General features: G+C 35.9%; 24 protein-coding genes and 1 tRNA gene. 6 read left to right on the forward strand and 19 right to left on the reverse strand.

Annotation, left to right across the window (positions count from 1 at the left end):
• Positions 1-3: 3 nt before the first annotated feature.
• From ILS93_RS09120 to ILS93_RS09180, 13 genes are all read right to left on the reverse strand, one after another.
• Positions 4-204, reverse strand: a complete 201-nt coding sequence (locus ILS93_RS09120; RefSeq protein WP_000253699.1) for a YqgQ family protein — start codon at positions 202-204, stop codon at positions 4-6.
• Positions 205-307: 103 nt separating this feature from the next.
• Positions 308-886, reverse strand: coding sequence for a 5-formyltetrahydrofolate cyclo-ligase (locus ILS93_RS09125; protein ID WP_064474791.1), 579 nt, complete (start codon positions 884-886; stop codon positions 308-310).
• A 104-nt stretch (positions 887-990) separates the two neighbouring features.
• The gene (rpmG, locus tag ILS93_RS09130) at positions 991-1,140 is read right to left on the reverse strand and encodes a 50S ribosomal protein L33 (protein ID WP_001265616.1); all 150 of its coding nucleotides are present in this window, start codon (positions 1,138-1,140) and stop codon (positions 991-993) included.
• A 68-nt stretch (positions 1,141-1,208) separates the two neighbouring features.
• Entirely contained in the window at positions 1,209-3,563 is a 2,355-nt protein-coding gene (locus ILS93_RS09135) for a sugar phosphate nucleotidyltransferase (protein ID WP_064474790.1), read from the reverse strand.
• Between the two features lie 384 nt (positions 3,564-3,947).
• On the reverse strand, positions 3,948-4,604 hold the full coding sequence (gene phoU, locus ILS93_RS09140; protein ID WP_033657724.1) for a phosphate signaling complex protein PhoU: 657 nt from the start codon (positions 4,602-4,604) through the stop codon (positions 3,948-3,950).
• Between the two features lie 166 nt (positions 4,605-4,770).
• The gene (pstB, locus tag ILS93_RS09145; protein ID WP_064474789.1) at positions 4,771-5,586 is read right to left on the reverse strand and encodes a phosphate ABC transporter ATP-binding protein; all 816 of its coding nucleotides are present in this window, start codon (positions 5,584-5,586) and stop codon (positions 4,771-4,773) included.
• 28 nt (positions 5,587-5,614) lie between these two features.
• A complete protein-coding gene (pstA, locus tag ILS93_RS09150; RefSeq protein WP_222660348.1) occupies positions 5,615-6,481 on the reverse strand; it encodes a phosphate ABC transporter permease PstA in 867 nt (288 codons plus the stop codon).
• 1 nt (position 6,482) lies between these two features.
• Entirely contained in the window at positions 6,483-7,433 is a 951-nt protein-coding gene (gene pstC, locus ILS93_RS09155; protein ID WP_088048105.1) for a phosphate ABC transporter permease subunit PstC, read from the reverse strand.
• Between the two features lie 27 nt (positions 7,434-7,460).
• Complete coding sequence (phoX, locus tag ILS93_RS09160) at positions 7,461-8,378, reverse strand: phosphate ABC transporter substrate-binding protein PhoX (RefSeq protein WP_088048104.1); 918 nt, start codon at positions 8,376-8,378, stop codon at positions 7,461-7,463.
• 330 nt (positions 8,379-8,708) lie between these two features.
• Positions 8,709-10,835, reverse strand: a complete 2,127-nt coding sequence (locus ILS93_RS09165; RefSeq protein WP_064474785.1) for a peptidoglycan D,D-transpeptidase FtsI family protein — start codon at positions 10,833-10,835, stop codon at positions 8,709-8,711.
• 109 nt (positions 10,836-10,944) lie between these two features.
• Positions 10,945-12,222, reverse strand: coding sequence for an MFS transporter (locus ILS93_RS09170; protein ID WP_088048103.1), 1,278 nt, complete (start codon positions 12,220-12,222; stop codon positions 10,945-10,947).
• 116 nt (positions 12,223-12,338) lie between these two features.
• The gene (gene sodA, locus ILS93_RS09175; RefSeq protein ID WP_001052034.1) at positions 12,339-12,950 is read right to left on the reverse strand and encodes a superoxide dismutase [Mn]; all 612 of its coding nucleotides are present in this window, start codon (positions 12,948-12,950) and stop codon (positions 12,339-12,341) included.
• A gap of 221 nt (positions 12,951-13,171) precedes the next feature.
• Positions 13,172-13,245, reverse strand: a tRNA-Ile gene (locus tag ILS93_RS09180).
• Positions 13,246-13,487: 242 nt separating this feature from the next.
• Between ILS93_RS09180 and ILS93_RS09185 the strand changes: the two genes are divergently transcribed.
• The 3 genes from ILS93_RS09185 (at position 13,488) to ispG (ending at position 15,958) form a co-directional block, all read left to right on the forward strand.
• Positions 13,488-14,246, forward strand: a complete 759-nt coding sequence (locus tag ILS93_RS09185) for a DUF1189 domain-containing protein (protein ID WP_000021902.1) — start codon at positions 13,488-13,490, stop codon at positions 14,244-14,246.
• A gap of 72 nt (positions 14,247-14,318) precedes the next feature.
• Positions 14,319-14,684 carry a hypothetical protein gene (locus ILS93_RS09190; protein ID WP_088048102.1) on the forward strand — a complete coding sequence of 122 codons (366 nt, stop codon included), beginning with the start codon at positions 14,319-14,321 and terminating at the stop codon, positions 14,682-14,684.
• Between the two features lie 164 nt (positions 14,685-14,848).
• A complete protein-coding gene (gene ispG / locus ILS93_RS09195) occupies positions 14,849-15,958 on the forward strand; it encodes a flavodoxin-dependent (E)-4-hydroxy-3-methylbut-2-enyl-diphosphate synthase (protein WP_122950842.1) in 1,110 nt (369 codons plus the stop codon).
• 79 nt (positions 15,959-16,037) lie between these two features.
• On the opposite strand, the gene ILS93_RS09200 is transcribed toward ispG, so the two are convergent.
• The 4 genes from ILS93_RS09200 to ILS93_RS09215 form a co-directional block, all read right to left on the reverse strand.
• Positions 16,038-16,451, reverse strand: coding sequence for a Fur family transcriptional regulator (locus tag ILS93_RS09200; protein WP_001054512.1), 414 nt, complete (start codon positions 16,449-16,451; stop codon positions 16,038-16,040).
• Between the two features lie 13 nt (positions 16,452-16,464).
• Positions 16,465-17,298, reverse strand: a complete 834-nt coding sequence (locus tag ILS93_RS09205; protein WP_064474782.1) for a metal ABC transporter permease — start codon at positions 17,296-17,298, stop codon at positions 16,465-16,467.
• Entirely contained in the window at positions 17,298-18,068 is a 771-nt protein-coding gene (locus tag ILS93_RS09210) for a metal ABC transporter ATP-binding protein (RefSeq protein WP_064474781.1), read from the reverse strand. Before ILS93_RS09210 ends, ILS93_RS09205 begins: the two co-directional genes overlap by 1 nt.
• 393 nt (positions 18,069-18,461) lie before the next feature.
• Entirely contained in the window at positions 18,462-19,340 is an 879-nt protein-coding gene (locus ILS93_RS09215; RefSeq protein WP_000435955.1) for a YitT family protein, read from the reverse strand.
• Between the two features lie 149 nt (positions 19,341-19,489).
• Between ILS93_RS09215 and ILS93_RS09220 the strand changes: the two genes are divergently transcribed.
• On the forward strand, positions 19,490-19,744 hold the full coding sequence (locus ILS93_RS09220; protein ID WP_001048965.1) for a DUF2624 domain-containing protein: 255 nt from the start codon (positions 19,490-19,492) through the stop codon (positions 19,742-19,744).
• Between the two features lie 26 nt (positions 19,745-19,770).
• Here the strand turns inward: ILS93_RS09220 and ILS93_RS09225 are convergent, their stop codons facing one another.
• Both ILS93_RS09225 and ILS93_RS09230 read right to left on the reverse strand, forming a co-directional pair.
• Entirely contained in the window at positions 19,771-20,667 is an 897-nt protein-coding gene (locus ILS93_RS09225) for a deoxyribonuclease IV (protein ID WP_064474780.1), read from the reverse strand.
• A 190-nt stretch (positions 20,668-20,857) separates the two neighbouring features.
• Positions 20,858-22,168, reverse strand: coding sequence for a DEAD/DEAH box helicase (locus ILS93_RS09230; protein WP_000194012.1), 1,311 nt, complete (start codon positions 22,166-22,168; stop codon positions 20,858-20,860).
• Positions 22,169-22,348: 180 nt separating this feature from the next.
• Here ILS93_RS09230 and vrrA point away from each other — a divergent pair, with 180 nt between their 5' ends.
• Both vrrA and ILS93_RS09240 read left to right on the forward strand, forming a co-directional pair.
• Positions 22,349-23,089 carry a VrrA/YqfQ family protein gene (gene vrrA / locus ILS93_RS09235; RefSeq protein WP_098102398.1) on the forward strand — a complete coding sequence of 247 codons (741 nt, stop codon included), beginning with the start codon at positions 22,349-22,351 and terminating at the stop codon, positions 23,087-23,089.
• A gap of 89 nt (positions 23,090-23,178) precedes the next feature.
• Complete coding sequence (locus tag ILS93_RS09240) at positions 23,179-24,129, forward strand: 4-hydroxy-3-methylbut-2-enyl diphosphate reductase (protein ID WP_000706674.1); 951 nt, start codon at positions 23,179-23,181, stop codon at positions 24,127-24,129.
• The last annotated feature ends 14 nt before the right edge of the window (positions 24,130-24,143 follow it).

The following is a 24,143-nucleotide window of genomic DNA, read 5'->3' on the forward strand; positions in this document are numbered from 1 at the left end:
TATCTAATTCTTATTTAGCTCTTTTTGAATTTCTTGCTTCAATAAAAATAAAGCTGTTTGATAGTCTTGTGGATCGATTAACTGTGATTGATTTAATTCACGCAATTCATCTTGCATTAATTGTAAATCTGCAATTCGATCACCCGTATAAATAATCGTACCAAATTTCTTTAGCAATTGTTGAATATCATAAATAGATACCATTTCATCACCCTCTATGCTCACTTACTATAAAAAATTATAATAAGAAAACGTTCACATATTTTATTATAATCAAGAAGAAAAAGTCTCGTCAATTTTTATTTGTCTATACAAGCCCATTCTTAACCATTGTTCCTTTTTCTGTAATAATTTTTTCTACGTTTTTATCAAACGGCTCTACTGGAATATGGTCTACCATTTGAAAACTATAAGCTAATGATAGCGTTTTCCCTTTATAATGCACGAGATAACGATCATAATACCCACCGCCATATCCAATCCGTTCTCCTCGCTCTGTATAAGCTACACCTGGCACGATTTGAAGATCAATGTCATCTGCATTCACTTCTTCCGTACGCGCTGGAATTGGTTCACGTAAATTCATATACACTATTTCTAATTGATCAAAATTACTAATTTGCCGGAAAGACATTGTTCGTGTTCCTTTATTACACTTTGGAACAACAACTCTCTTTCCTTCTTCCCAAGCTTTTTCGATAATAGAATATGTATTCACTTCATTTTCCATTGAGAGAGTGATTCCAATTGTTTTAGCTTCAGCCCACTCTTTTTGCGCATACAACGAAAATGCAATTTGCTCTGATAAAGTTGTATACCGTTCTTCTGATAAAGAATTCATGTGCTCTATTATTTGTTTACGTAAACGTACTTTCTCTTCTCTCACACACTTTCCCCCTCACAGTAATACTTTGCTCTACGATGATAGTGTATCACTTTTAACAGGGGAATCGAATAAAAAAAGAAACAGTAGGAAAATATTCCTACTGCTTACTTTGTTTCACGGTGTAACGTAGACTTCTTGTCACGCTTGCAATACTTTTTAAGCTCGATACGCTCAGCGTTGTTACGTTTGTTTTTCTTTGAGATATAGTTACGATCTCCGCATTCTGTACATGCTAGAGTAATATTCACACGCATTCTTATTCCCTCCAGTACTAATAACTTAAATCAGACTATACTATAATACCACTTTTAAAATAAAAATTCTACACCTTTTGATATTGTCTAATTTTTTCTATAAGATTTTTCATGTTTTCCCTTGCTATTACTGGGTTTCTGGCATGTGAATACACTAAAAATTTCGGTTGTTTTGTGTCAGAAACGATATAAGACCACTCTTTTTCGGTATATTTGAACTGTACTCCTTCAAATATACCTTCTTCCTTTCTTTCCATATCAGCCAATAATTTCCTCATTACTTTCCCTTTTTCATTCCATGAACATACAACTTCATCACAAAGTAGGTAGAGCGGCGGTGATTGCTCTACTATGCTGAGAAATGTTTTCCCCTGCAATGCTATTAACTCGAATAATTTTCCAATTCGATATAAAATATCTCGCTTCCATCTTGCTTGAAACGACTTTTTTTCATCCTGCGTATAAAATAGAAGGTAACATTCTCCTAATTTCAAAGACATCGGGTAAATATTTCCTGCCGATTCAAGTAATAAATCTGGAATATCTACCTCTTCAAAATCTGTTCCTTGGTAAATATTACTATGATTATCATATAACTCGAAATAATTTCCTTGCTCTGAAAACATAAGTGCCATATTTGCTTTACTTGATTTCATCAAAGCTTTCACATGATCCTTTTGTTGGCCCGCATAAATCCATGTAACTGTGCATCCGAGCCTTTGTAAAAAGAGCATCAGTAAATGTTGTAACATATCATTCCTCTTATTAATAAGAAGATGAAACTTTTGTTTTTGTATTTTCTCAATATCAACGCGCTCTAATACAGCCTCTATATAATCATGTAAAGAAACGTGGACTAGCTTATTCCGCCCCATTTCTTTCTCACATACGTAATAAAACGACTCAGACATATATACTTGTTCTATCGCTTTTTGCTGCTTATACGTTAATTGTACCCCATCCTTACCATATAACTTTATAACAACCTCTTTTTCATTTTCCACTTGAATGAAAACCCCACCAGCACATTGTAAATCCTGAATGCTATACTGAAAAAGCGATTCGTTCATTTCTTTGCATTCCATCGTATGAACCCCGATACCATGAATCGCATGAAGAAAGAGATTTTTATAAGAAGTCGTTTCTATATGTTCTTGACTCCCAATTAATATACTTTCCCCTTTCGCAAAAAGGGACCCGTACGCCATTGCAACCTTTACAATAAATTGAGGAGTGATCTCAACATTACCTCTTCCTACAATGCGGCTTTTTTGCAGCCATCCTGCACTCTTTTCACTTTCTTGAACACCAGCCGATCCTACTACCGAATAGCTGTCAATCGCCTTATATGGCCATAGTTTTCCCTTTTGCTTAATTACCGTACTTTTCCCTATATGACAATGATCTGCTACAATGCTTTTTTGAAACAGCGTAACGTCATCTTCCACCATTGTATGCTCTCCTATTGTCGTTTCTAATAGCTCGCAATACTGCCCAATGTGCGTATTTGCAAAAACAATACTTTTTTGAAGATGAGAATAACTTGAAACAATACTATTTTTCCCGATAATAGAGTACGGTTCAATTACAGCTCCAGCACCAATCTTTACTCCTTCTCCAATAAAAGAAGGACCGTGAATTTTCGTTCCTTTTCCTATCGTCACACCTTCTCCCATCCATACCATCGGCAATACTTCCGTATAAGGAATTGGTACTTGCAATTTTTTCGTTAACAAATCAAATTGTGCTTGTCGATATTGATCAAATGTACCGATATCTAACCAATAACCTTCTGACAAATATGCAAATAATGCGTTCTTATTTGCCAATAGCGGAAACACATCTTGACTGAAATCAAAAAATTCTCCGGGCGGTATGTAAGAAAAAATTTCTGGCTCCATAATATATATACCTGTATTCACAATATTAGAGACTACTTCATTCCAGCTCGGTTTTTCTATATATCGTGTAACCTCTTGTTCTTTGTTCATTACAACTAAACCGAATGAGAGTGGGTTTTCTACTTCCTTTACAAACATAGTTACCATTCTTTTCTTTTGTTCATGAAACATAATTCCTTCTGATAATTGAAAATCAGTTAACGCATCCCCGCTTATGACAACAAACGTTTCATCTAAAAATGTTTCCGCTTGTTTAATACTCCCTGCGGTTCCAAGCGGTGGAGAGTCTTCAAAATAGTACAAGTTAACGCCCCATTTGCTACCGTCACCAAAATATTGCTTAATGGCTGTACTCATATACTGAACAGTAATTGCAATTTCACGAATACCATGCTGACGTAATAATTCAATATTGTATTCCAAAACTGGCTTTTCTAATAATGGCAACATCGGCTTTGGAGTATTACATGTTAATGGTCTAAGGCGTCGTCCTTTTCCTCCAGCTAAAATAACCCCCTTCATATACTTCAGCCTCCACTTATATAATGTTCAGTAACTTCATATACGATATGTATATTATCTACCCCGCATTAACTAGCAGTATAAAATAAAACTTTAATTAGTAGGGATTTTGTGCATCCCCCACTGATTATTAGCCTTGACCACTCGACTCGGGCTTTTACAGGCAGTAAAACTCCCTATATACATGTACATTTTAAATGCCACGAAAGAAAGCGCTTACTATTAACTCGTTAAACTATTACTTATTAAATGAACAACATATGTGTCCTATTTTTTCCATTACATTATGATACATCTTATCATCATAAACTAAAGGAAACAACGAGCTTTTTTTGTCATGTTTTGACTAAAAAAGGCAGGTGATGTTTCACCTGCCTTTTTTCTTTATTCATTTAATAAGTAATGCTTTCCTTTTACTAAATAAAAAACATTTTCAGCAATATTTGTAATATGATCTGCTACACGCTCGATATATCTCGCCACAAAGGATAATTGTGTAATTTGTGTAATTGCTTCTGGTTGTTCTGGAACTGAAGATATAAATTCACGAATCGCTTTCCCATATATTTCATCAACTGAATCATCCATTTCGGCAATTTGTTTCGCAAAAGTTAAATTTTCTTGCTCATATGCTTCTAGCGCTAACTGTAGCATCTTATTTGCAATTGCAAACATTTCATCAAGATTGTGCAAACTAACAACCACCTCTTTTTCCCCAAGACGAATTGTTGATTTCGCAATATTAACAGCATGATCTGCAATACGCTCTAAATCTGTCGCTGTTTTAATTGAAATGAAAATCCTTCTTAAATCACTTGCTACAGGTTGCTGCTTCGTAATAAGCATCAGCGCAAGATCATTTATTTCCTCTTCTAAATTATCCATACGATAATCACCATCAATTACCTCTAACGCTTTCTCTACATCCCTTTTATGAAGACCTTCCATAGCAAGCAATAAAGCTTCCCTCGCTAGCTCTCCAAGCTCAATCACCTTTTGCTGTAACATTTTTAAATCACATTGAAACTGTTCTCTTACCATTGTTTCTTCCCCCCTCAATATTATGTGCCATTATATATAGATCTCCTACCTAGCCTATTTGTAATAAGCCTTAAGATAGGAGAAGTATTACTTCTCTAATTAAATGAGGTAAAAATAAGAAATACCCTCTGTTAAGAGGGTATTTACTCTTATCCTTGCAACGATATCAACCGAATCGGCCTGTAATATAATCTTCTGTACGCTTATCTGAAGGTGTCGTAAATAATTTATTTGTATCTGTATATTCCACAACTTCTCCACTTAAGAAGAAAGCAGTTTTGTCTGAAATACGTGCTGCTTGTTGCATGTTATGCGTTACGATCACAATACTAAAGTCTTTCTTTAACTCTTGAATTAATTCTTCTACTTTTAATGTTGAAATTGGATCTAGTGCCGATGTTGGCTCATCCATTAAAATAACGTCTGGTTCAATTGCTAAACAACGTGCGATACATAGACGCTGTTGCTGTCCACCAGATAAACCGTATGCATTATCATGCAAACGATCTTTTAACTCATCCCAAATCGCTGCTCCACGTAAACTTTTTTCAACAATTTCATCCAATGTTTTCTTATCACGAATACCATGAATTTTCGGGCCATATGCTACATTTTCATAAATAGATTTCGGAAATGGATTTGGCTTTTGGAACACCATTCCCACATGAGTTCTTAATTCTTCAACTGGGTATGATTTTTCAAATATATTGCGCTCTCTATATTCAATTACACCTGTAGTTCGCACGATTGGTACTAACTCTACCATACGATTTAATGTTTTTAAGTACGTTGATTTACCACAACCACTTGGTCCGATAATTGCTGTAACTTCATTCTCATGAATGCTTAAGTTAATATCTTTTAAAGCATGGTCTTCTCCGTACCATAAATTTAAGTTTTTCGTATCAAATACTACTTTATTTGGTGCAGTCTCGATTTTCTCCTCGTTTTTCACCTGTACATTTACTACTGTTGCTACCATTTGAATTCCCCTTTCATCCATTTCCAACTTATTTTCGATTTCGTAACCATAAGACAAATATATTGATAAAGAGTAATAAACCTAACAAGACAATCATCCCAGCAGCTGCTACGTACTGAAATTCTTCTTGCGGTCTACTCATCCAATTAAAAATTTGAATTGGTAAAACTGTAAATCTATCAAACATACTAAATGGAACATAATTTGCAAATGCAAGTGCCCCGATAACTAATAGCGGTGCCGCTTCTCCAATCGCCCTTGATATCGCTAACGTACAACCCGTTATAATTCCTGGGAAAGCAGATGGCAATACAATTTGATAAATCGTTTGCCACTTCGTAGCACCTAATCCGTAAGAGGCTTCTAATAATGAACTTGGTACAGATCGTATCGCTTCTTGACTCGCTACAACAACTGTCGGTAAAACGAGTAAACTCATCGTCAGTGCCGCCGCAATAATACTCTCACCTAAATGAAGAGCATATACAAAGATAGTTAAGCCGAGTAATCCAAATACAACGGAAGGTACTCCTGCTAACGTTTGATTATTAATTTCTATTACCTTTTTAAATATAGATTCCTTCGCATATTGCTCCAAATAAAGAGCAGTTCCAACTCCAAATATAAAGGAGACTGGTATAACAATACTCATAAATAATATTGTTCCTGACAAAGCTGCAGCAATCCCAGCTTCTTTCGGATTACGCGAAGCGAAGTTTGTAAAGAAATCTATCGAAAGGTAACTTATACCTTTTTCAAAAATTTGAAAAAGCAAAATAAGTAGTATTGCTATTGAAAATAAAATTGCTATATAAAATAACAACTTGTAAACTCGGTCTTTTAAAAAACGTGATGCCATATTTTCTTGTATTTTTTTATGATTCAACATTCGCATATTATGTCACCCTCCTAAAGCGGCGCATAATAGAGTGTGAAATGATGTTCATTATAAGAGTAAACAAGAATAACGTTGCGCCTACAGCGTACATGCTGTAATACGTAATTGTTCCATGCGGAGCATCACCTAAGCTCACTTGCACAATATAGGCTGTTAGCGTTTGAATAGAGTGTGTCGGATCAAGCGATACATTCGGTGTAGATCCCGCTGCAATTACAACTATCATCGTTTCACCAATTGCCCTGGAAGCAGCTAATATAATCGCTGCCATAATCCCTGTAAAAGCCGAAGGAAACACGACTTGTTTTACCATCTCAAACCGAGTTGCTCCAAGTGCTAACGAAGCTTCTTTCGTCCCTTTCACTACAGCTCTCATCGCGTCTTCAGATAGAGATGCAATTGTAGGTATCATCATAAAGCCAATAACAATACCTGGACTAATCGCATTAAAAAACTGTAAATCTGGTATAATCCGTTGTAAAAGTGGTGTGACAACTGTTAATGCAAAAAAACCATATACAATTGTCGGAATACCTGCTAATAGTTCTAACATCGGTTTTAATACTTTCCTTGCACCGTTTGAAGCATATTCGCTTAAAAATACGGCACACGCTAAACCGATAGGAATTGCTACAAGCATGGCAATTGCTGTTACAAGGAACGTTCCACATATAAGTGGTAATATACCGAATTTAGGATCTTCAAAAAAAGGTAACCATTCTTTTCCCGTCAAAAAGGAGAGTAATGGTATTTTTTGAAAAAACATCAATGTTTCATTTGCCAATGTGAAAATAATTCCAAGTGTCGTTACAATAGACACGCTAGCAATTATTTTTAGTAATAACGGAACGATTCGATTGATTCGCTGCGTTTTTTTTCTTTGTTTTGTATTTCTTTCAATCAAATGTTGTACAGAAAATGTAATTTGATTTTTGTCATTATGAGCCAAAGATGAAAACCCCTCTCCACCCTGACATTACCTTTTTATTTCTGTTAACATCCGCAGCTGTTCATTGTATTGTTCTTTTGGTAATTTTACATATCCAACCTCTTCAGCAAGATCACCAACATGTTGAATCATAAACTCAATATAATTTGCTACATTCATTTTATTTCGGATAGATGCATCATTCACATAAGCAAATAGTGGCCTAGATAATGGCTTATACTTACCTGATTGAATGGTATCTTTCGTCGGAAGTACACCATTCACTTTTATTGCTCTCACCTTATCTCGATTGGCCATATAATAAGCATATCCTACAAAAGCAATGGCATTTTTATCATTCATTACCCCTTGCATAATAACTTGATCATCTTCAGACAAAGAGACTTTTTTTACAATGCGACTATTTTGTAAGATGACATTTTGAAAATAATCATACGTACCAGAGTCTACACCTGGCGCATAAAACTTCACCTGTTCACGTGGCCATGATGAATGAATTTGTGACCATCGCTTTTCGCTTTCATCTTCACTCCATAATAGACGTAACTCTTCTACCGTCATATTGTCTACCCAAGTATTTTGGCGATTTACAACGATCGTAAGACCATCGTAAGCGACTTCAAACGGTGTAAACTGAATGGAGTTTTTCTTCATCTCATTTTCTTCCACTTGTTTCATTGCTCTCGAAGCATTATTTATATCTACTTCTCCTTTACTGAAACGATTAAATCCTCCTCCTGTTCCAGAAACACTAATAGAAATTTTCACGTTTGGATGCACCTTTGTATATTCCTCCGCTACTGCTTCTATAACAGGAAAAACTGTTGAGGATCCATCAACTCTCACTTCTCCCATTTCATTCACAGCAAATGCAGTAGACGTGCCAACATAAAGGAAACATGTCGACAGCATGAAAACTTTAATCGATGCACTTATCCATTTCACGTGTTCTTCCTCCTAGAAGTAACCGGAAATAACAGGATTACAGATATAAGAATACTGCTAAACTATTAATTCGGTTTTAATTGTTTGTAAAAGTTTTGTAAAGTTCCACAAGAATCAACATTAGGTAAAACTTTAATCCGTAGCCACTGTTCATTTTCACTGATGATTGGTTCATAAAACCATTTTCCTCCAGAGGAATGTATAAGTATCATTTGTGAGGCCTCTTAATTTTCCGATATGATATGCTTGTCCACTTTATTAGAACGTATGCATGAACCATAAAAAAAAGCACACTATCTTTTCAGATAGTGTGCTTTTTTTACAACTTTTTTATTCATCATCTTGCTCTTTATTTTTCTTTTTATTATCTATTTCCTCTTTTGAAGCTTCGCCATTTTCTATTTTTTTCAAATCAAAGTACGCGTCCATAATGTCACGGCTAATATATCCGTTAATACCTGATTTATCATCTACCCAAGGTACAACAACAGAAAATGCTACTTCAGGGTCTTCAAGTGGCGCATAACCTACTAATGTTAAGTTATATGTTTCTTTACGCTCACCGTTTGCCTTTCTACCAATCTCTTTATCTCCGCCATACACAGTTTGAGCTGTACCTGTTTTACCAGCAGCTTTATATTGTGCACCTGCAAAGTATTTCGCAGCTGTACCACCAGAATCGTTAAATACTTGTCTAAATCCTTCCTGAACACGTTTAATTTGTGATTCAGGCATATCAATACGATTTAGCACTTTCGGTTCCATTGAATGAACCACTTTTCCAACTTCGTCTGGTTTCACTGCCGGTTGACGAATTTCTTTCACAACTTGCGGCTGCATACGGTAACCACCATTTGCAATTGTTGAAACATATTGCGCTAATTGAAGTGGTGTATACGTATCATACTGTCCAATTGATAAATCTAATAAGAAACCTGGCTGAATTCCTTTACCTGTTTGGCCCGCTGATTCATTCGGTAAATCAATACCTGTTTTCACACCAAGTCCAAACTGTCCGAAATAATAACGCATCGTATCAAATGCTTTTTGTGGTATATCTAACGTACCACCTCTCACATATTGAACACCTGCGAGATTCATCGCCGTTTTAAACATATAAACGTTAGAAGACATTTTTAATGCTGTCAAATCATTAATATATCCCATCGTCTTCCAAGAAGATTTTTTCGGCGTTCCTTTCAATACGATTGGTTCATCGAGTTGAACTGAACCTGGTTGAATCGCACCTGTTTGATAGCCTGTAAGTACTGTCGCACCTTTTACAGTTGATCCCATCGGATAGGAACTTGTCATCGTTCCTAATGCGAAATCCTGCACTTTCGTTTCGCCATTTTCATTCACTAACTGTTTCCCTGCCATAGATAAAACTTCACCATTTTTCGGATTCATCATTACAACGAATGCACGATCTAAAAGAGGTTGTCCCCCTTTATATCTCAATAAATTTTTAGTGATAATTTCTTCTACACGCTTTTGTAATTCCATATCAATTGTTAAATTCAGATTATTACCACTTTGCCCTTTTGATACATTAATCGTTTCTAAAATATTACCGTTTTTATCTGTAATATTTTTCACTTCCGCTTTATTACCATGCAAACTATCTTCATACTGCTGCTCAAGATAACTTTTCCCTACGCGGTCATTTCGATTATAATCACGAACAAGATAGTAATCTAGTCTTTCTCTAGGTAAACCTTCATCAGACGTTGACACCCCGCCAAGTACACTTCGGAATAAATCATCATAAATATACTTTCGATCCCAATCAACATTCGTATCTACACCCGGTAATGCTGCTAGGCTTTCACTAATAATCGCATATTCTTCTTCTGTAGCATCTTTTTTAATAACTTGAGGTGTCATTGCATATCCGCCGTCCATTTTGCTTTTAATCGCTAGTATTTCTAAATCTTTTGCGGATAATTGATTCACTTCTTCTTCTGTCACGCGACTTCGTTGACGTTCATCTAATTCTTTATCGTCAATTTTTTTATCTTTTAACTCTTGACGATCTTTATTCGTAATCTTTTCTTTAGCTTCCTCTTTGTGCATAGCAAGCCAATAATCTTTTTTATCGCGATCTGTTAATTTATCTGTCGGTACTTCAATCAAATCTGCTAGCTTTTCCGCTGTTTCTAAGCGAGCCTCTGCAGTTGATCCTTTCATTTTTGTAAATGTAATCGTACGAACAGCTGCATTATCTACTACAGCTCGCCCATAACGGTCAAATATTTTCCCACGTGGTACAGGATTACTTATCGTCGAGTTCTCTTTCCTCTCCACTTCATTCTTATATTCCTCACCGCGAACAATTTGTACATATCCAAGTCTTACAATAACCGCGGAGAACATTAAAAACACGCAGAAAAACAGCACGTTTAACCGAAAAGGAACGTGAGTCTTTTTCTTTTGTTGTTTCTGCTTCTTGCTCATACAAACCCCCTCTACCAACAGCTATGTAATGTGAAAGGGACACCTTCATACAGGTGTCCTCACTGCTGTCTTACATCTTTTTCTATTCTAGCATAAAACAACCGAGAAGTTAACCTTCTGGTTCTGTTTGATTCTGCGCAGTTGCTTGCGTTACAACACTTGTTTTACTTGCATTTCCCTCATCATATTTGACATTTTTAACTGCAAAATAAATAAGAAAATGTCCTGCACCTAAAATACATAATAAGTAAGGTAAACTTTTTTCGGGCGGAAAGAATAGTACAGCACATAAAAAACTTAAAATCGAGCAAATTCTTCCTGCATTTAACCATAATTCCCGGACAACTACATACTCTACACGCCACTCTCTCGCATTTTTCGCTCTGCCAATTACATCATATGTCATGGACCCGTACGGAACGAGCAAAATAGGGTATGCAATCGCAATACACGCTGCGTAAATAAGTAATTTTGCGTATGTAACATTGAATATAACTAAAAATACGACTGCATATAAAATAATGCCGCCAAGCAAAATTGCTTTTTTCCGCCACTCTTTCTTTAACATACGAGTGACTAAGTAGTAACATACAAATGATACAGCAGAATTTACTAAGCTATATTTTCCTAAGGCGAGTTCGCTATCCGTCGCTAAATACACGTACACGGAAATTACAAAAATAAACGTTCCCTCTCTCAACCCTTGGAAAAAATGAGCACGTGTAATTCTTCCCCAATTTTTATCAATCTGCCGCTCTTTCAATACTTGTACAATTTCATACCGTCCTTCACATTCTCTCTTAGATACAAAAAAGCTTAAAATGACAGCAATTGCAAATAACAGTAACGAAAGAAAGAATATGACCGTATAACCACTCCATTTTTCCATACGTGAAATTGTGTATCCAGCTGCTATCGGTCCAATCATGCCAGAGAAGGATGTAAGAAGTCCAAGAAACCCATTAAAGAAATCTCTTGTTTCTGGTTCTGTAATCTCAAATGTTAATAAGTTAAACGCGAGCCAGTAAAAACCATATCCGACTCCTAAAAGAGCCCCCATTAATAAAATATAGTGAGAAGCGCTTTTTCCCGCTACTAAAACAACGATAAAAAAAATAGCTAACGTGCCTACGCCTATTCGTAACAAGATTGAGCGATCAATACGCTTCGCTAATTTCCCACCTATAAGAAATGTGAGAGGCTGTAATACAACGCTGGCCAAATTATACAAGCCAAGATTCACATAATTTTGTGTTTGTTTCCATAAATAAATGTTAACAAACGTATTCGATAAAGAAATTGCGAGCGTGTATAAACCTCCAATAAGGAGCAATAACACTAAATCCCGATTCACTTCAACGTCACCAATTACATGTTTCCACTTCATACACAACTCTCCTTTACTTCATGTTCTAGTCTTCCAAAGACAAGCCCAATTATGTAAAAGGAAAGCATAGAAAAAAGCTAGGAGCATTCTCCTAGCTTTTTCTATCGTTATTACAATTATTTTGCTTCTTGGTAACGTTTTTCAGCAGCGTTCCAATCTACAACGTTCCAGAATGCACCGATGTAGTCAGGACGACGGTTTTGGTAATTTAGGTAGTAAGCATGTTCCCAAACATCTAAACCTACAACTGGAGTTTTACCTTCAGTTAGAGGAGAATCTTGGTTTGGCGTGCTTGTTACTTCTAACTCACCATTGTTTACTACTAACCAAGCCCAACCAGAACCGAAACGAGTTGCGCCAGCTTTTGCGAATTCTTCTTTGAATGCATCGAAGCTACCGAATTTCGCTTCAATTGCAGTTGCAAGTTCGCCTACTGGTTGTCCGCCGCCGTTTGGAGATAAGATTGTCCAGAAGAATGTATGGTTAGCATGTCCGCCACCATTGTTACGTACTGCTGTACGGATTGCTTCTGGTACTTCGTTTAAGTTTGCAACTAATTCTTCTACGCTTTTGTCAGCTAATTCTGCATGACCTTCTAAAGCAGCGTTTAAGTTTGTAATGTACGTGTTATGATGTTTTGTATGATGGATGTTCATTGTTTCTTTGTCAAAGTGAGGCTCTAAAGCATCATACGCATAAGGTAAATTTGGTAATTCGTGTTTTGCCATTGTTATATTCCTCCCAATTTATGTATTGCCACTTAAGTGACATACAACTTCATTCTACCCTAATTGCCATAGGGTGCAAACAAATAAATCACATTGTCTTGCTATCATTAACGTAGCAAAAATCCCACTTCTTTTCAATTAAAATGCTCATATATTCCGTAAAAAAAGCTCCCTTCTACAAGGAAGCTTCCCACTGACATAATAAACATGTGAAATGGATATGGACCCTGTAGGACTCGAACCTACGACCGGACGGTTATGAGCCGTCTGCTCTAACCAGCTGAGCTAAGGGTCCACAATTATGTATGTAACAACATATCAAATAAAGGAATTCCTATCAGATATATCCTTTAAGAAATGTAAGATAAATTTACCATATGGCAAAGAAAAGTGTCAATTGTATTTTTCTCATATAAAAGAAGAAAATTAATAAAAAGAAATTTAGTTATCTCCACTATATGTAAATATAATATATCTTGAGATTCTCTAGATTCCTACGTTACAATGATTTTATACATACATAAAGGAAGTGAATCTATGTCCATATTTACCCAATTAGCCAAAAGCGTGTATTCGCCTAAAGATATGGCGTTATTCCGTTTTCAAAAAATCGGAAAAACCATTTTGTATATTATGCTACTTTGTCTAATCACTACTATTCCAAGAACATTCTTTTACGGTAGCTTTATTCAAGATAGTGTTACCATGGTAAATCAAGCAATTGAAAAAGATTTACCTGATTTTAAAATCGAAAACGGTGAACTAAAAGCAGATATTGAACAACCTATTCTAAAGGAAGAGGGAGATGCTCTTTTCGTATTCGATCCCAATACAACAGATATAGAAACATATCAAAACAAAACTGGTTTATTTATTTTAAAAGATAAAGTAGTTTCTATAGGAAATGGTCAGACACAAACATACTCCTATAATGATTTATTAGGGACATCTCTTGAGAAGAAAGATTTGCAAGATTTCATTTCTGTATTCGATAGTATTTATCCAATTTTACTAGCTGTTATCGGCGTGTTAGTATACCTATTCCAATTGTTTATTACTTTCTTAGGAATTACTTTACTTGCGTTTATAGGTTCTGCTATGAGCGGTCAACGTAAATTATCTTATAAGCAAGTATGGACGTTAACTGCATACAGCTACACAATTCCAACAATCTTCTTTATGATTATGGATCTATTCAAAATTGTTGTACCTGGTTCAACATTCATTTATATCGCAGTTGTTTTAATTGTTCTTTACTTAACGATTAAAGAAGTTCCAAAACCGAAAGAAAAATAAGAACGAAAAAAATGCCTAAATAGGCATTTTTTTTTTGGACAAGCATATATTCCTAGCAAAGGAGTGAAGAATATGAAGAGATTAGGTGTATTCTTATTCGTGCTTGTTCTTGGTTATATATTTTATTACGATATAAAAATCGGCACTTTACCGATGTTAAGTTCATATAAAAAAACAAATGCGGCCCAAACGATAAAACAAGAAAGTACAGATACAAAACAAAATAAAGAGAACAAGGCAGAAAAAGAAACAGATGTAACTTATAAAACAATTGAAGTCAAAACAGGTGAGACAGTTCTTTCTATTACCGAACAAATTAATAAGAAAAAAATCCCTTCCATCGAAAAGGTAATTGATGACTTTAAACAACTAAACAAAAGTACGTCTGCTACAAAAATACAAATTGGAAAGTCTTATAAATTCCCGTTATATCAATGAGCAATCACTTAATCCTTGTCAATTGCATAAAGGCGCTGATACAATAGTAAAAGTGAAACCGAGCACTTCGGTTTCTATAGCCCTGTATCACGTATACTTTCATTGATATGAGGGACTAAATAAGAAACTTCTTTTATAAGGAGAGCGATCTATTCGTGAATGAAATGACTCATCGTACAAAAACACGTCCAGTTAAAGTCGGTAATTTAACAATTGGCGGTAATAATGAATTAATTATACAAAGTATGACAACAACAAAAACACATGATGTTGAAGCAACAGTTGCTGAAATTAAACGTTTAGAAGAAGCTGGCTGTCAAGTCGTCCGTGTTGCTGTTCCAGACGAACGTGCAGCAAATGCTATTGCTGATATTAAAAAACAAATCAACATTCCACTTGTTGCTGATATTCATTTTGATTATCGCCTTGCTTTAAAAGCAATTGAAGGTGGCATTGATAAAGTACGTATCAATCCAGGTAACATTGGTCGTCGCCATAAAGTAGAAGCTGTTGTAAATGCAGCAAAAGAACGCGGTATTCCAATCCGTATCGGTGTAAACGCAGGTTCATTAGAACGTCACATTTTAGAAAAGTACGGATACCCAACTGCAGATGGTATGGTCGAGAGCGCCCTACATCACATTAAAATTTTAGAGGACTTAGATTTCCACGATATTATCGTATCTATGAAAGCCTCTGATGTTAACTTAGCAATTGAAGCATACGAAAAAGCTGCTCGTGCTTTTGATTACCCATTACATTTAGGTATTACAGAATCCGGAACATTATTTGCCGGAACTGTAAAAAGTGCCGCTGGTCTTGGCGCAATCTTAAATAAAGGCATCGGAAATACACTACGTATTTCATTAAGTGCTGACCCAGTTGAAGAAGTAAAAGTTGCGCGTGAACTATTAAAGTCATTCGGTCTTGCATCTAATGCAGCAACACTTATTTCTTGTCCAACTTGTGGTCGTATTGAAATTGATTTAATTAGCATCGCTAACGAAGTGGAAGAATACATCTCTACACTAAAAGTACCAATTAAAGTTGCAGTACTTGGTTGCGCTGTAAACGGTCCTGGTGAAGCTCGTGAAGCTGATATCGGTATTGCCGGTGCACGTGGAGAAGGATTATTATTCCGTAAAGGGCAAGTTGTTCGTAAAGTACCAGAAGAAATAATGGTAGAAGAACTGAAAAAAGAAATCGATGTAATTGCTGCTGAAATGGCTGCTGAACGAGAAAAAGAAAAAGAAAAAGAAACACAAGAACAATAAAAAGAAGGTTGCCACAATATTTGTGGGCAACCTTCTTTTTTACGTAAAAAAGCTCGTCAGTTATGTAACCGACGAGTTCTTATTTTGCACATTTTGGACAACGGCCATATATTTCAAACTTATGCCCGGTTACTTCATAACCGTTAAAATCTTTATTCATAAAATCCATCGGGCAGGAAGTAATCTCTTTCGTCCCCCCGCAATCTAAACAAATAAAATGATGATGATGTTCCATAATAGAACATGTAAAACGAAAATGTTTTTCACCATTTAATTCCGTTTGTTCTAAAACACCAATTTCAGCAAACACCGTTAAGTTACGATAAATCGTATCAAAGCTAAGACCTGGATAATCATCCTTCATATGCTCTAAAACGTCTTTCGCCGTTAAATAACGATTGTGAGCCGCAAATAACCTGAGCATTTCTTCCCTTTTCCCAGTATGTTTGTATCCTTTATCTTTCATTAGGCGTAAAGCTTCTGTTAGATTCATATCTATCCCTACTTTATGCAGTTTTTTTCTTTTTCCATAAAATCGCACCAATTAAAATAAGAACTGCTATCATAACAATTGTACCACCTGGTGCTAGATCAAGTTGATATGAAGCAAACATTCCACCAATTACTGCAATTTCACCAAATAAAATGGAAAAGAAAATTGTTTGTTTAAATCCATTCGCAATACGAATACTTGCTGCAACTGGTAACGTCATTAATGATGATACAAGAAGAACCCCTACTACACGCATTGATACTGCAATAACAAGAGCAACCAATATAATGAAAATAAAGTGAATCCACTTTGCACTCAAACCGGTTGATACAGCATATTCCTCATCAAACGATAGTAAAAATAACTCTTTGTATAATAAAGTGATCGTTATAATAACAACAATTGCTACAATGCCGATGATTATTAAATCCGTACTTGTTACAGCACTTACACTCCCAAATAAATAACTAAATAAATCAGTGTTAAATCCATTTGCAAGTGATATAAAAATAACCCCAATCCCCATTCCTGCTGAAAGAATAATCGGAATTGCTAATTCTTGATAATGTTTATATACAGTACGTAATTTTTCAATTAGTAACGCCCCACCAATAGAAAAAATCATTCCCATATATAACGGATTTAAAAATCCTCCTGTGAAAATTGTTTTTTCTAGTAGTAAACTTGCAGCAATACCCGATAATGTCACGTGACTTAAAGCATCCGCAATAAGCGACATTCGGCGAATGACAACAAATACACCGATAAGCGGCGCAACAAGTCCTATTAAAACCCCTGCATATAAAGAGTTACGTAAAAAGTCATATTGTAAAAAATCTTGTATCATTATATCCTCCCGTGATGCTCATGCTCGTGTTCTAAGCGATGAACATGATGTCCATATAAGACGGACATTTCTGCATCTTCTAACTCTCGGAACTTCTCTACATTTCCATGGAAATGTAGATGTTGGTTTAAGCATGCCACATGTGTTACCTTCTCTGTAACAGCTCCCATATCATGAGTAACGAGAATTAATGTGATTCCTAACCTTTTGTTTAAATCCTCTAATGTCTCATAAAAACTTTCTACATTCTTCACATCTATTCCAACAGTGGGCTCGTCCAAAATAAGTAATTCAGGATCACTAACGAGCGCACGAGCAATAAATACACGCTGTTGTTGTCCACCAGAAAGTTCTCCGATATTGCGCCCTTGAAACGCACTCATCCCTACATCAGCAATCGCTTTTTCCACCTTTTCCTTATCGTTTTTCGTGAAAAAGCGAAACAGCCCTTTTTTCGAAACGAGTCCCATTGATACAACTTCAAAAACAGTGGCCGGAAAACCAGAATTAAAGCTATTTGCCTTTTGCGACACATAACCAACTTTGTTCCATTCTTTAAACTTCTTACTATCAACACCAAACAAACGAATACTTCCCTGTTTTGGCTTTAAAACGCCTAATAAACATTTTAGCAAAGTTGATTTCCCAGAACCATTTGGCCCAACTAAACCTAAAAAAGCTCCCTTCGGAACTTGCAAATTAATATCTTCTAACACATTTCGATCTTCATATCGAAATGACAATCCTTCTATTTCTAATATATTATTCATAGCATCTCACCTATTTTAATTCAGAATGATTCCGATTTATATCTATTTGAATTATAGTACAGCTTATTATAGTTGTAAACCAATCTGCCTAAAATATATCAATTTTTTCAAGAAACCTTACTATTATAACAAAAAGCAGAGAAAAATTCTCTGCTTTCGAAAAGTATTCCTATAAAGTGAAACTTTAATCAGTGGGGGTTTTCTTCATCCCCCACTGATTATTAGTTGAACCAATCGGACTTTTATGGGCAGTTGATCCCCCACCTAACTTCTTTGCTTTCGCTGAATTTTGAGGTGGGGGTCTTACTGCCCATTAAAGCGGGATAAAATGAAACCTTAATCAGATGAGGCCATCCCCTAACGATTGGCGAGGGCTTTTTCTGGATAATTTTTCTAGTGGATAGCTGATTTAAACTTGCCACCATTTGTCTCTTGTGTATTCATAATCGTAACAAACGCATTCGCATCAATTTCATACACAATTGATTTTAACTTCGTCACTTCCAGACGCGTTACAACTGCATAAATAACTTCTTTTTCTTTATCCGTGTAACCGCCTTTCGCTACAAGCTTTGTAGTTCCACGACCAAGACGATGCAAAATCGCATTTGATACTTCCTCATATTGATCTGATACAATTAAAACTGCTTTCGTTTCATCTAAACCTTGAATAACTGTATCAATTGTTTTGAATGCGATATAGTACGTCATAACAGAATACATAGCTTGTTCAACACCAAATACAAATGCTGCCCATGCAAAAATGAATAAGTTCACAAACATTACAAATTCGCCAACAGAGAAAGGTAATTTCTTCGTTAATAAAATACCCATGATTTCTGTTCCGTCCATTGATCCACCATGGCGAATAACGAGCCCTACACCAATCCCTAAAATAAGACCACCAAACACTGTTGCTAAAATTGGCTCTGTTGTAAATGGCGGAACAGCATGTAACGTTGATTCAATAAACGCTAAAGCTACAATACCGAACGCCGAAGATAGCATAAACGTTTTTCCGATTTGCTTATAACCTGAATACATAAATGGGATATTGAGAATAACGACTAAAGTAGAGAAACTTAACCACCAAATATTAGGAGTAAGATAATCTAATATAAGAGAAATACCAATAATTCCACCATCAATAATTTTATTTGGCATTAAAAATAGTTCAATCGCTACCGCTGCGCATGCTGCCCCAAAAATAATCATAACTAAACGATAAATAAGATGGATAACACTTTCTTTTCGATGTTGCTTTTGTTCCATAAGTCCTCCTTATACTCTTTTTCTATAGTTTCGTCCTTATATTATAACATACGCTTCTTTTTCTCATGAAAAAAGAAACTCTACGCGAATATGTACAAGCTACGTACTCATATATTTCGATAGAAGAACGTGTGAAGGAGGATAACTCAATGAACCTCATTAAACAACTTGTAAATAAAAAATTAAATCATATTTCTACAAAAGAGTTATTGAAATATAGTAAAGAGTATGAAGTTTCTATTACGACTGCACAAGCGGATCAAATTGTTTTACTTATGAAAGGTAAGAATATTAACATTTACGATAATGACGAACGGCTAGAGCTCTTAAAACAAATAGCAAAAGTAACCTCCCCTGCTACTGCCCAACAAGTAAATACTTTATTTCAGCAACTACTAAAATAAGGAGGGGAAAATCCCCTCCTTATTTCTTATTGCGCTTTAATTTTCTCAAGAATTCCTTCATCAAAAGTACCATTTTTCAGCATTTCGATTTCTAATTTATATGGCGGCTTCTTATCTTTTTTATCTTCACCTACATATGGCGTTTCAAGAATTTTTGGTACGTGCATTAACTGCGGATGATGTACAATATGATGTAACGCTTTATAACCGATATGACCGAAGCCGATATTTTCATGACGGTCCTTTCCTGCGCCGCATACATTTTTACTATCATTAATATGAAGTACTTGCAAACGATCCATACCAACAATCTTATCAAATTCGTTTAATACGCCGTCAAAATTATTTACAATATCATATCCTGCATCGTGCGTATGACACGTATCAAAGCATACTGATAATTTTTCATTATATTTTACACCATCAATAATCTTTGCAATTTCTTCAAAGCTACGACCGCATTCTGTTCCTTTTCCTGCCATCGTTTCTAACGCAATGTTAACCGTCTGCTCTGACGTTAATACTTCATTAAGCCCTTTAATAATTTGTTGAATACCAGCATCCGCTCCTGCACCAACGTGCGCACCTGGGTGAAGAACGATTTGTTTCGCTACACCTAATGCCGATGTTCTTTCAATTTCCATGCGAAGGAAGTCTACACCTAATTGGAATGTTTCTGGCTTCGTCGTATTCCCAAGATTAATAATATATGGTGCATGTACGATAATTTCCTCAATACCGTTTAGTTCCATATGTTTTCTTCCTGCTTCTATGTTCAATTCTTCAATTGGTTTTCTTCGTGTATTTTGCGGTGCACCTGTATAAATCATAAACGTCGTTGCACCGTATGAAACAGCCTCTTCACTTGCTGCTAATAACATTTTCTTACCACTCATAGAAACATGAGATCCAATCTTTAACATACAATCACCTCTTCAATATACAATAGATATAATGATAGCATAATTTGTAGAAATATGTAGCGAATTGTTTGTTCCTAAAACACTACGCAAATTGTAACTAGCTACACCGAAACTTTAATCAGTGTTTTTCCATTCCCCACCGATTATTATCCCGCAAATAGCCGGATAAAAAAAGATAAGGGGGCTCCCCTTATCTTTTTTTATTGCTATATTTTTTCTTGACTTTGTCACGTTCTGTTGCAAGTTTACGTTTATAGTTTGGTTTTACTTTTTTCGGCTTTTTAATAACTTTCGTTGCCATAACGTCAAGTTCATCATTTGGTTTTTTACGGCTCTTACGACGACGACGTTCACCTAAATCCGCCCACTCATCTCCGCGTAACTCTACATGCTTGAACTCAATATGACGTTGTTTTTCTAAACTATCTAACGCTTCTTCATTTGCTGGATCATAAATCGTCACTGCAATACCTGAATGCCCCGCACGTGCTGTTCTTCCAACGCGGTGAACGAAGAAATCTAAATCTGATGGAAGTTCGTAGTTAATAACATGACTAATTCCTTCAATATCAATACCACGTGCTGCTAAATCAGTTGCAACAATATATTGGAATTCAAGATCACGAATTTGTTTCATCATTTTTTTACGATCACGCGGTGATAAATCTCCGTGAATTCGTCCAACTTTTAAGCCACGTTCCATTAATCCGTCAGCAACCTGATCCGCCATCTTCTTCGTATTCGTGAAAACAACTGCTAAATACGGTTTAAATTGTAGCAACATTTTGTTCACTAAATCGATTTTGTTACGATGTTTAGAAGGTACTAAATAATGCTCAATATTCCCAGCCGCAACTTGTTTTGGATTGATATGAATATGCTCTGGATTCTCCATATATTTCTTCAGAAACGGTTTTAGTTTTTGAGGAATTGTTGCAGAGAAAACTAGCATTTGCAAGTTTCTAGGCATGCGTGATGCAATTTTGTCTACATCATGAATGAATCCCATATCAAGCATTAAGTCTGCTTCATCGACAATAATAGTATTTGCTTTATGAACAAATAATGCTTGCGCTTCTACTAAATCTTTAATACGTCCTGGTGTTCCAACTACAATATGAGGTTGTTTTTTCAACTTTTCAATTGATCGTTGTTTATCAGTTCCACCAATTAAACAACGTGCTGTAATCATTTGATCTTCCGCACAAAACTTTGTTAATTTCACGATTTCTTCGTAAATTTGTTGTGCTAACTCACGAGTAGGCGCTGTAATAACAAGTTGTACTTCTTCACGACTTGCATTAATTCTGTTCAATGTAGGAAGTAAGTATGCATGTGTTTTCCCAGAACCTGTTTGGGATTGTCCAATTACACTTACACCTTTTTTCACGACCGGGAAAATTTTCTTTTGAATTCCTGTCGGTTCTGTAAAGCGTAGTTCACGAACTGCATCTATTAAAAATGGTTTAAAATCATACTGTGTAAAAGTTTGTTGTGTCATAAGTTACACCTTCTTTCTAAATTTCTACTGCGCGCACAAATCAGTCAAGTCTACATTATATCGAAATCTACAAGTAAAATCCATCTTTAGTTTAGGTTTTTCCTTCAAAAACTAACCTTCTTCCCTCTTATTGCATATTGTATGTGTATATACCTAACTGAAGAAAGGAGGATTTCTCACATGTTTCCAAAATCCCCCACAAGGCAAATGTATCCGAATCAAGGACAACAACCTTATACACCATATCCAATTCCACAGCTACCACCGATGGCACAAAAAAAGAAAGGGTTCCTTGCTAAACTCTTTAAAAAACACGATCCAACCGAGCCTTTCATGCAAATGGTTCCACCTTATCGACAAATGGAAGGACCGCCGCCAATGATGCACCAGCAACCACCGCCCCAATATCAACAACAATACCAATACCAATACCAACAACAATACCCGCAGCAATACTCACAACAATATCAACCATACATGCAGCAACATCCAGAGCAAATGATCCCCCCTCAAATGTATGAATCAAATGAAACGCGCGGCGGTGCAGCAACTACAGCAGCATCAAGTAGCGGCATCGGCAGTTTTTTTGCAAATTTAATTTCGAATCCAACTAATATGATAAACAATATTGAAAAAGTATCCCAAGTCGTTCAATCTGTAAGCCCTGTCGTCGAACAGTACGGTCCTATTATGCGTAACCTACCAAGCATTGTTAAAATCCTCACCTCTGGAAAAAGTACGGAAGAAGATCCAACTGAAAATCCAACTGAAGACATAACAGAAAAGGTTGAGGTAGCAACTCCGCCTCCTCCACAAAAAAAAAGAAAAAGAAAAAAAATAGTGATTGAGCCTGTCATAGAAAAGGAATTACGAGAGGAGCCTGTTCAAAAAATAGCAACAAAACCAAAACTATATGTGTAACAATCCTTTGTTTTCTATCCACTCCTCCTTTATAATGTAAAAGACTATGCACAAAAGTATCTCTTGTTTAGAAGGAGAGGATTACTCATATGAAAATTGTTAAAATTTCCCCTCGTGGTTATTGCTACGGTGTTGTGGACGCGATGGTTATTGCACGTAACGCCGCATTAGATACATCATTACCAAGACCTATTTATATTTTAGGTATGATTGTTCACAACAAACATGTAACAGATGCATTCGAAGAAGATGGCATCATTACATTAGACGGTCCAAGTCGATTAGAAATTTTAGATAAAATCGAATCTGGTACTGTTATTTTCACTGCACACGGCGTTTCTCCAGAAGTTAAACAACGTGCAAAAGAAAAAGGTTTAACGACAATCGATGCCACTTGTCCAGATGTTACAAAAACACATGACCTTATTGAAGCAAAGAAAGCTGAAGGTTACCATGTCATTTATATCGGCAAAAAAAATCATCCAGAACCAGAAGGCGCAGTTGGTATTGCACCTGACATCGTTCACCTTATCGAAAGAGCTGATGATTTAAAAACATTAGAAATTCCAACAGATAAAATTTTAGTTACAAATCAAACAACGATGAGCCAATGGGATGTTCAACATTTAATGGAGGACATTCAGAAGAAATTCCCAACAGCAGAATTCCATAAGGAAATTTGTTTAGCAACTCAAGTTCGCCAAGAAGCTGTCGCTAAACAAGCTGATGTTGCAGACTTAACAATTGTTGTCGGTGATCCGAAAAGTAACAACTCAAACCGTTTAGCACAAGTATCACAAGAAATCGCTGGTACGAAAGCATACCGCGTTGCAGACGTAAGTGAGATTAAATTAGAGTGGCTACAAGGTGTAGAAAACGTAGCTGTTACAGCAGGTGCTTCTACTCCAACTCCAATTACAAAAGAAGTTATCGCTTTCTTAGATCAATATGATCCAATGAATCCCGCTACATGGGAGAGAGTTCGAAAAGTACCATTACAAAAAATATTACCTCGTGTAAAAGTGAAAAAAGAACAATAATAAAAACCGTTGCC

The sequence above is a fragment of the Bacillus sp. 16GRE42 genome (assembly GCF_019837435.1).
GTDB lineage: Bacteria > Bacillota > Bacilli > Bacillales > Bacillaceae_G > Bacillus_A > Bacillus_A wiedmannii.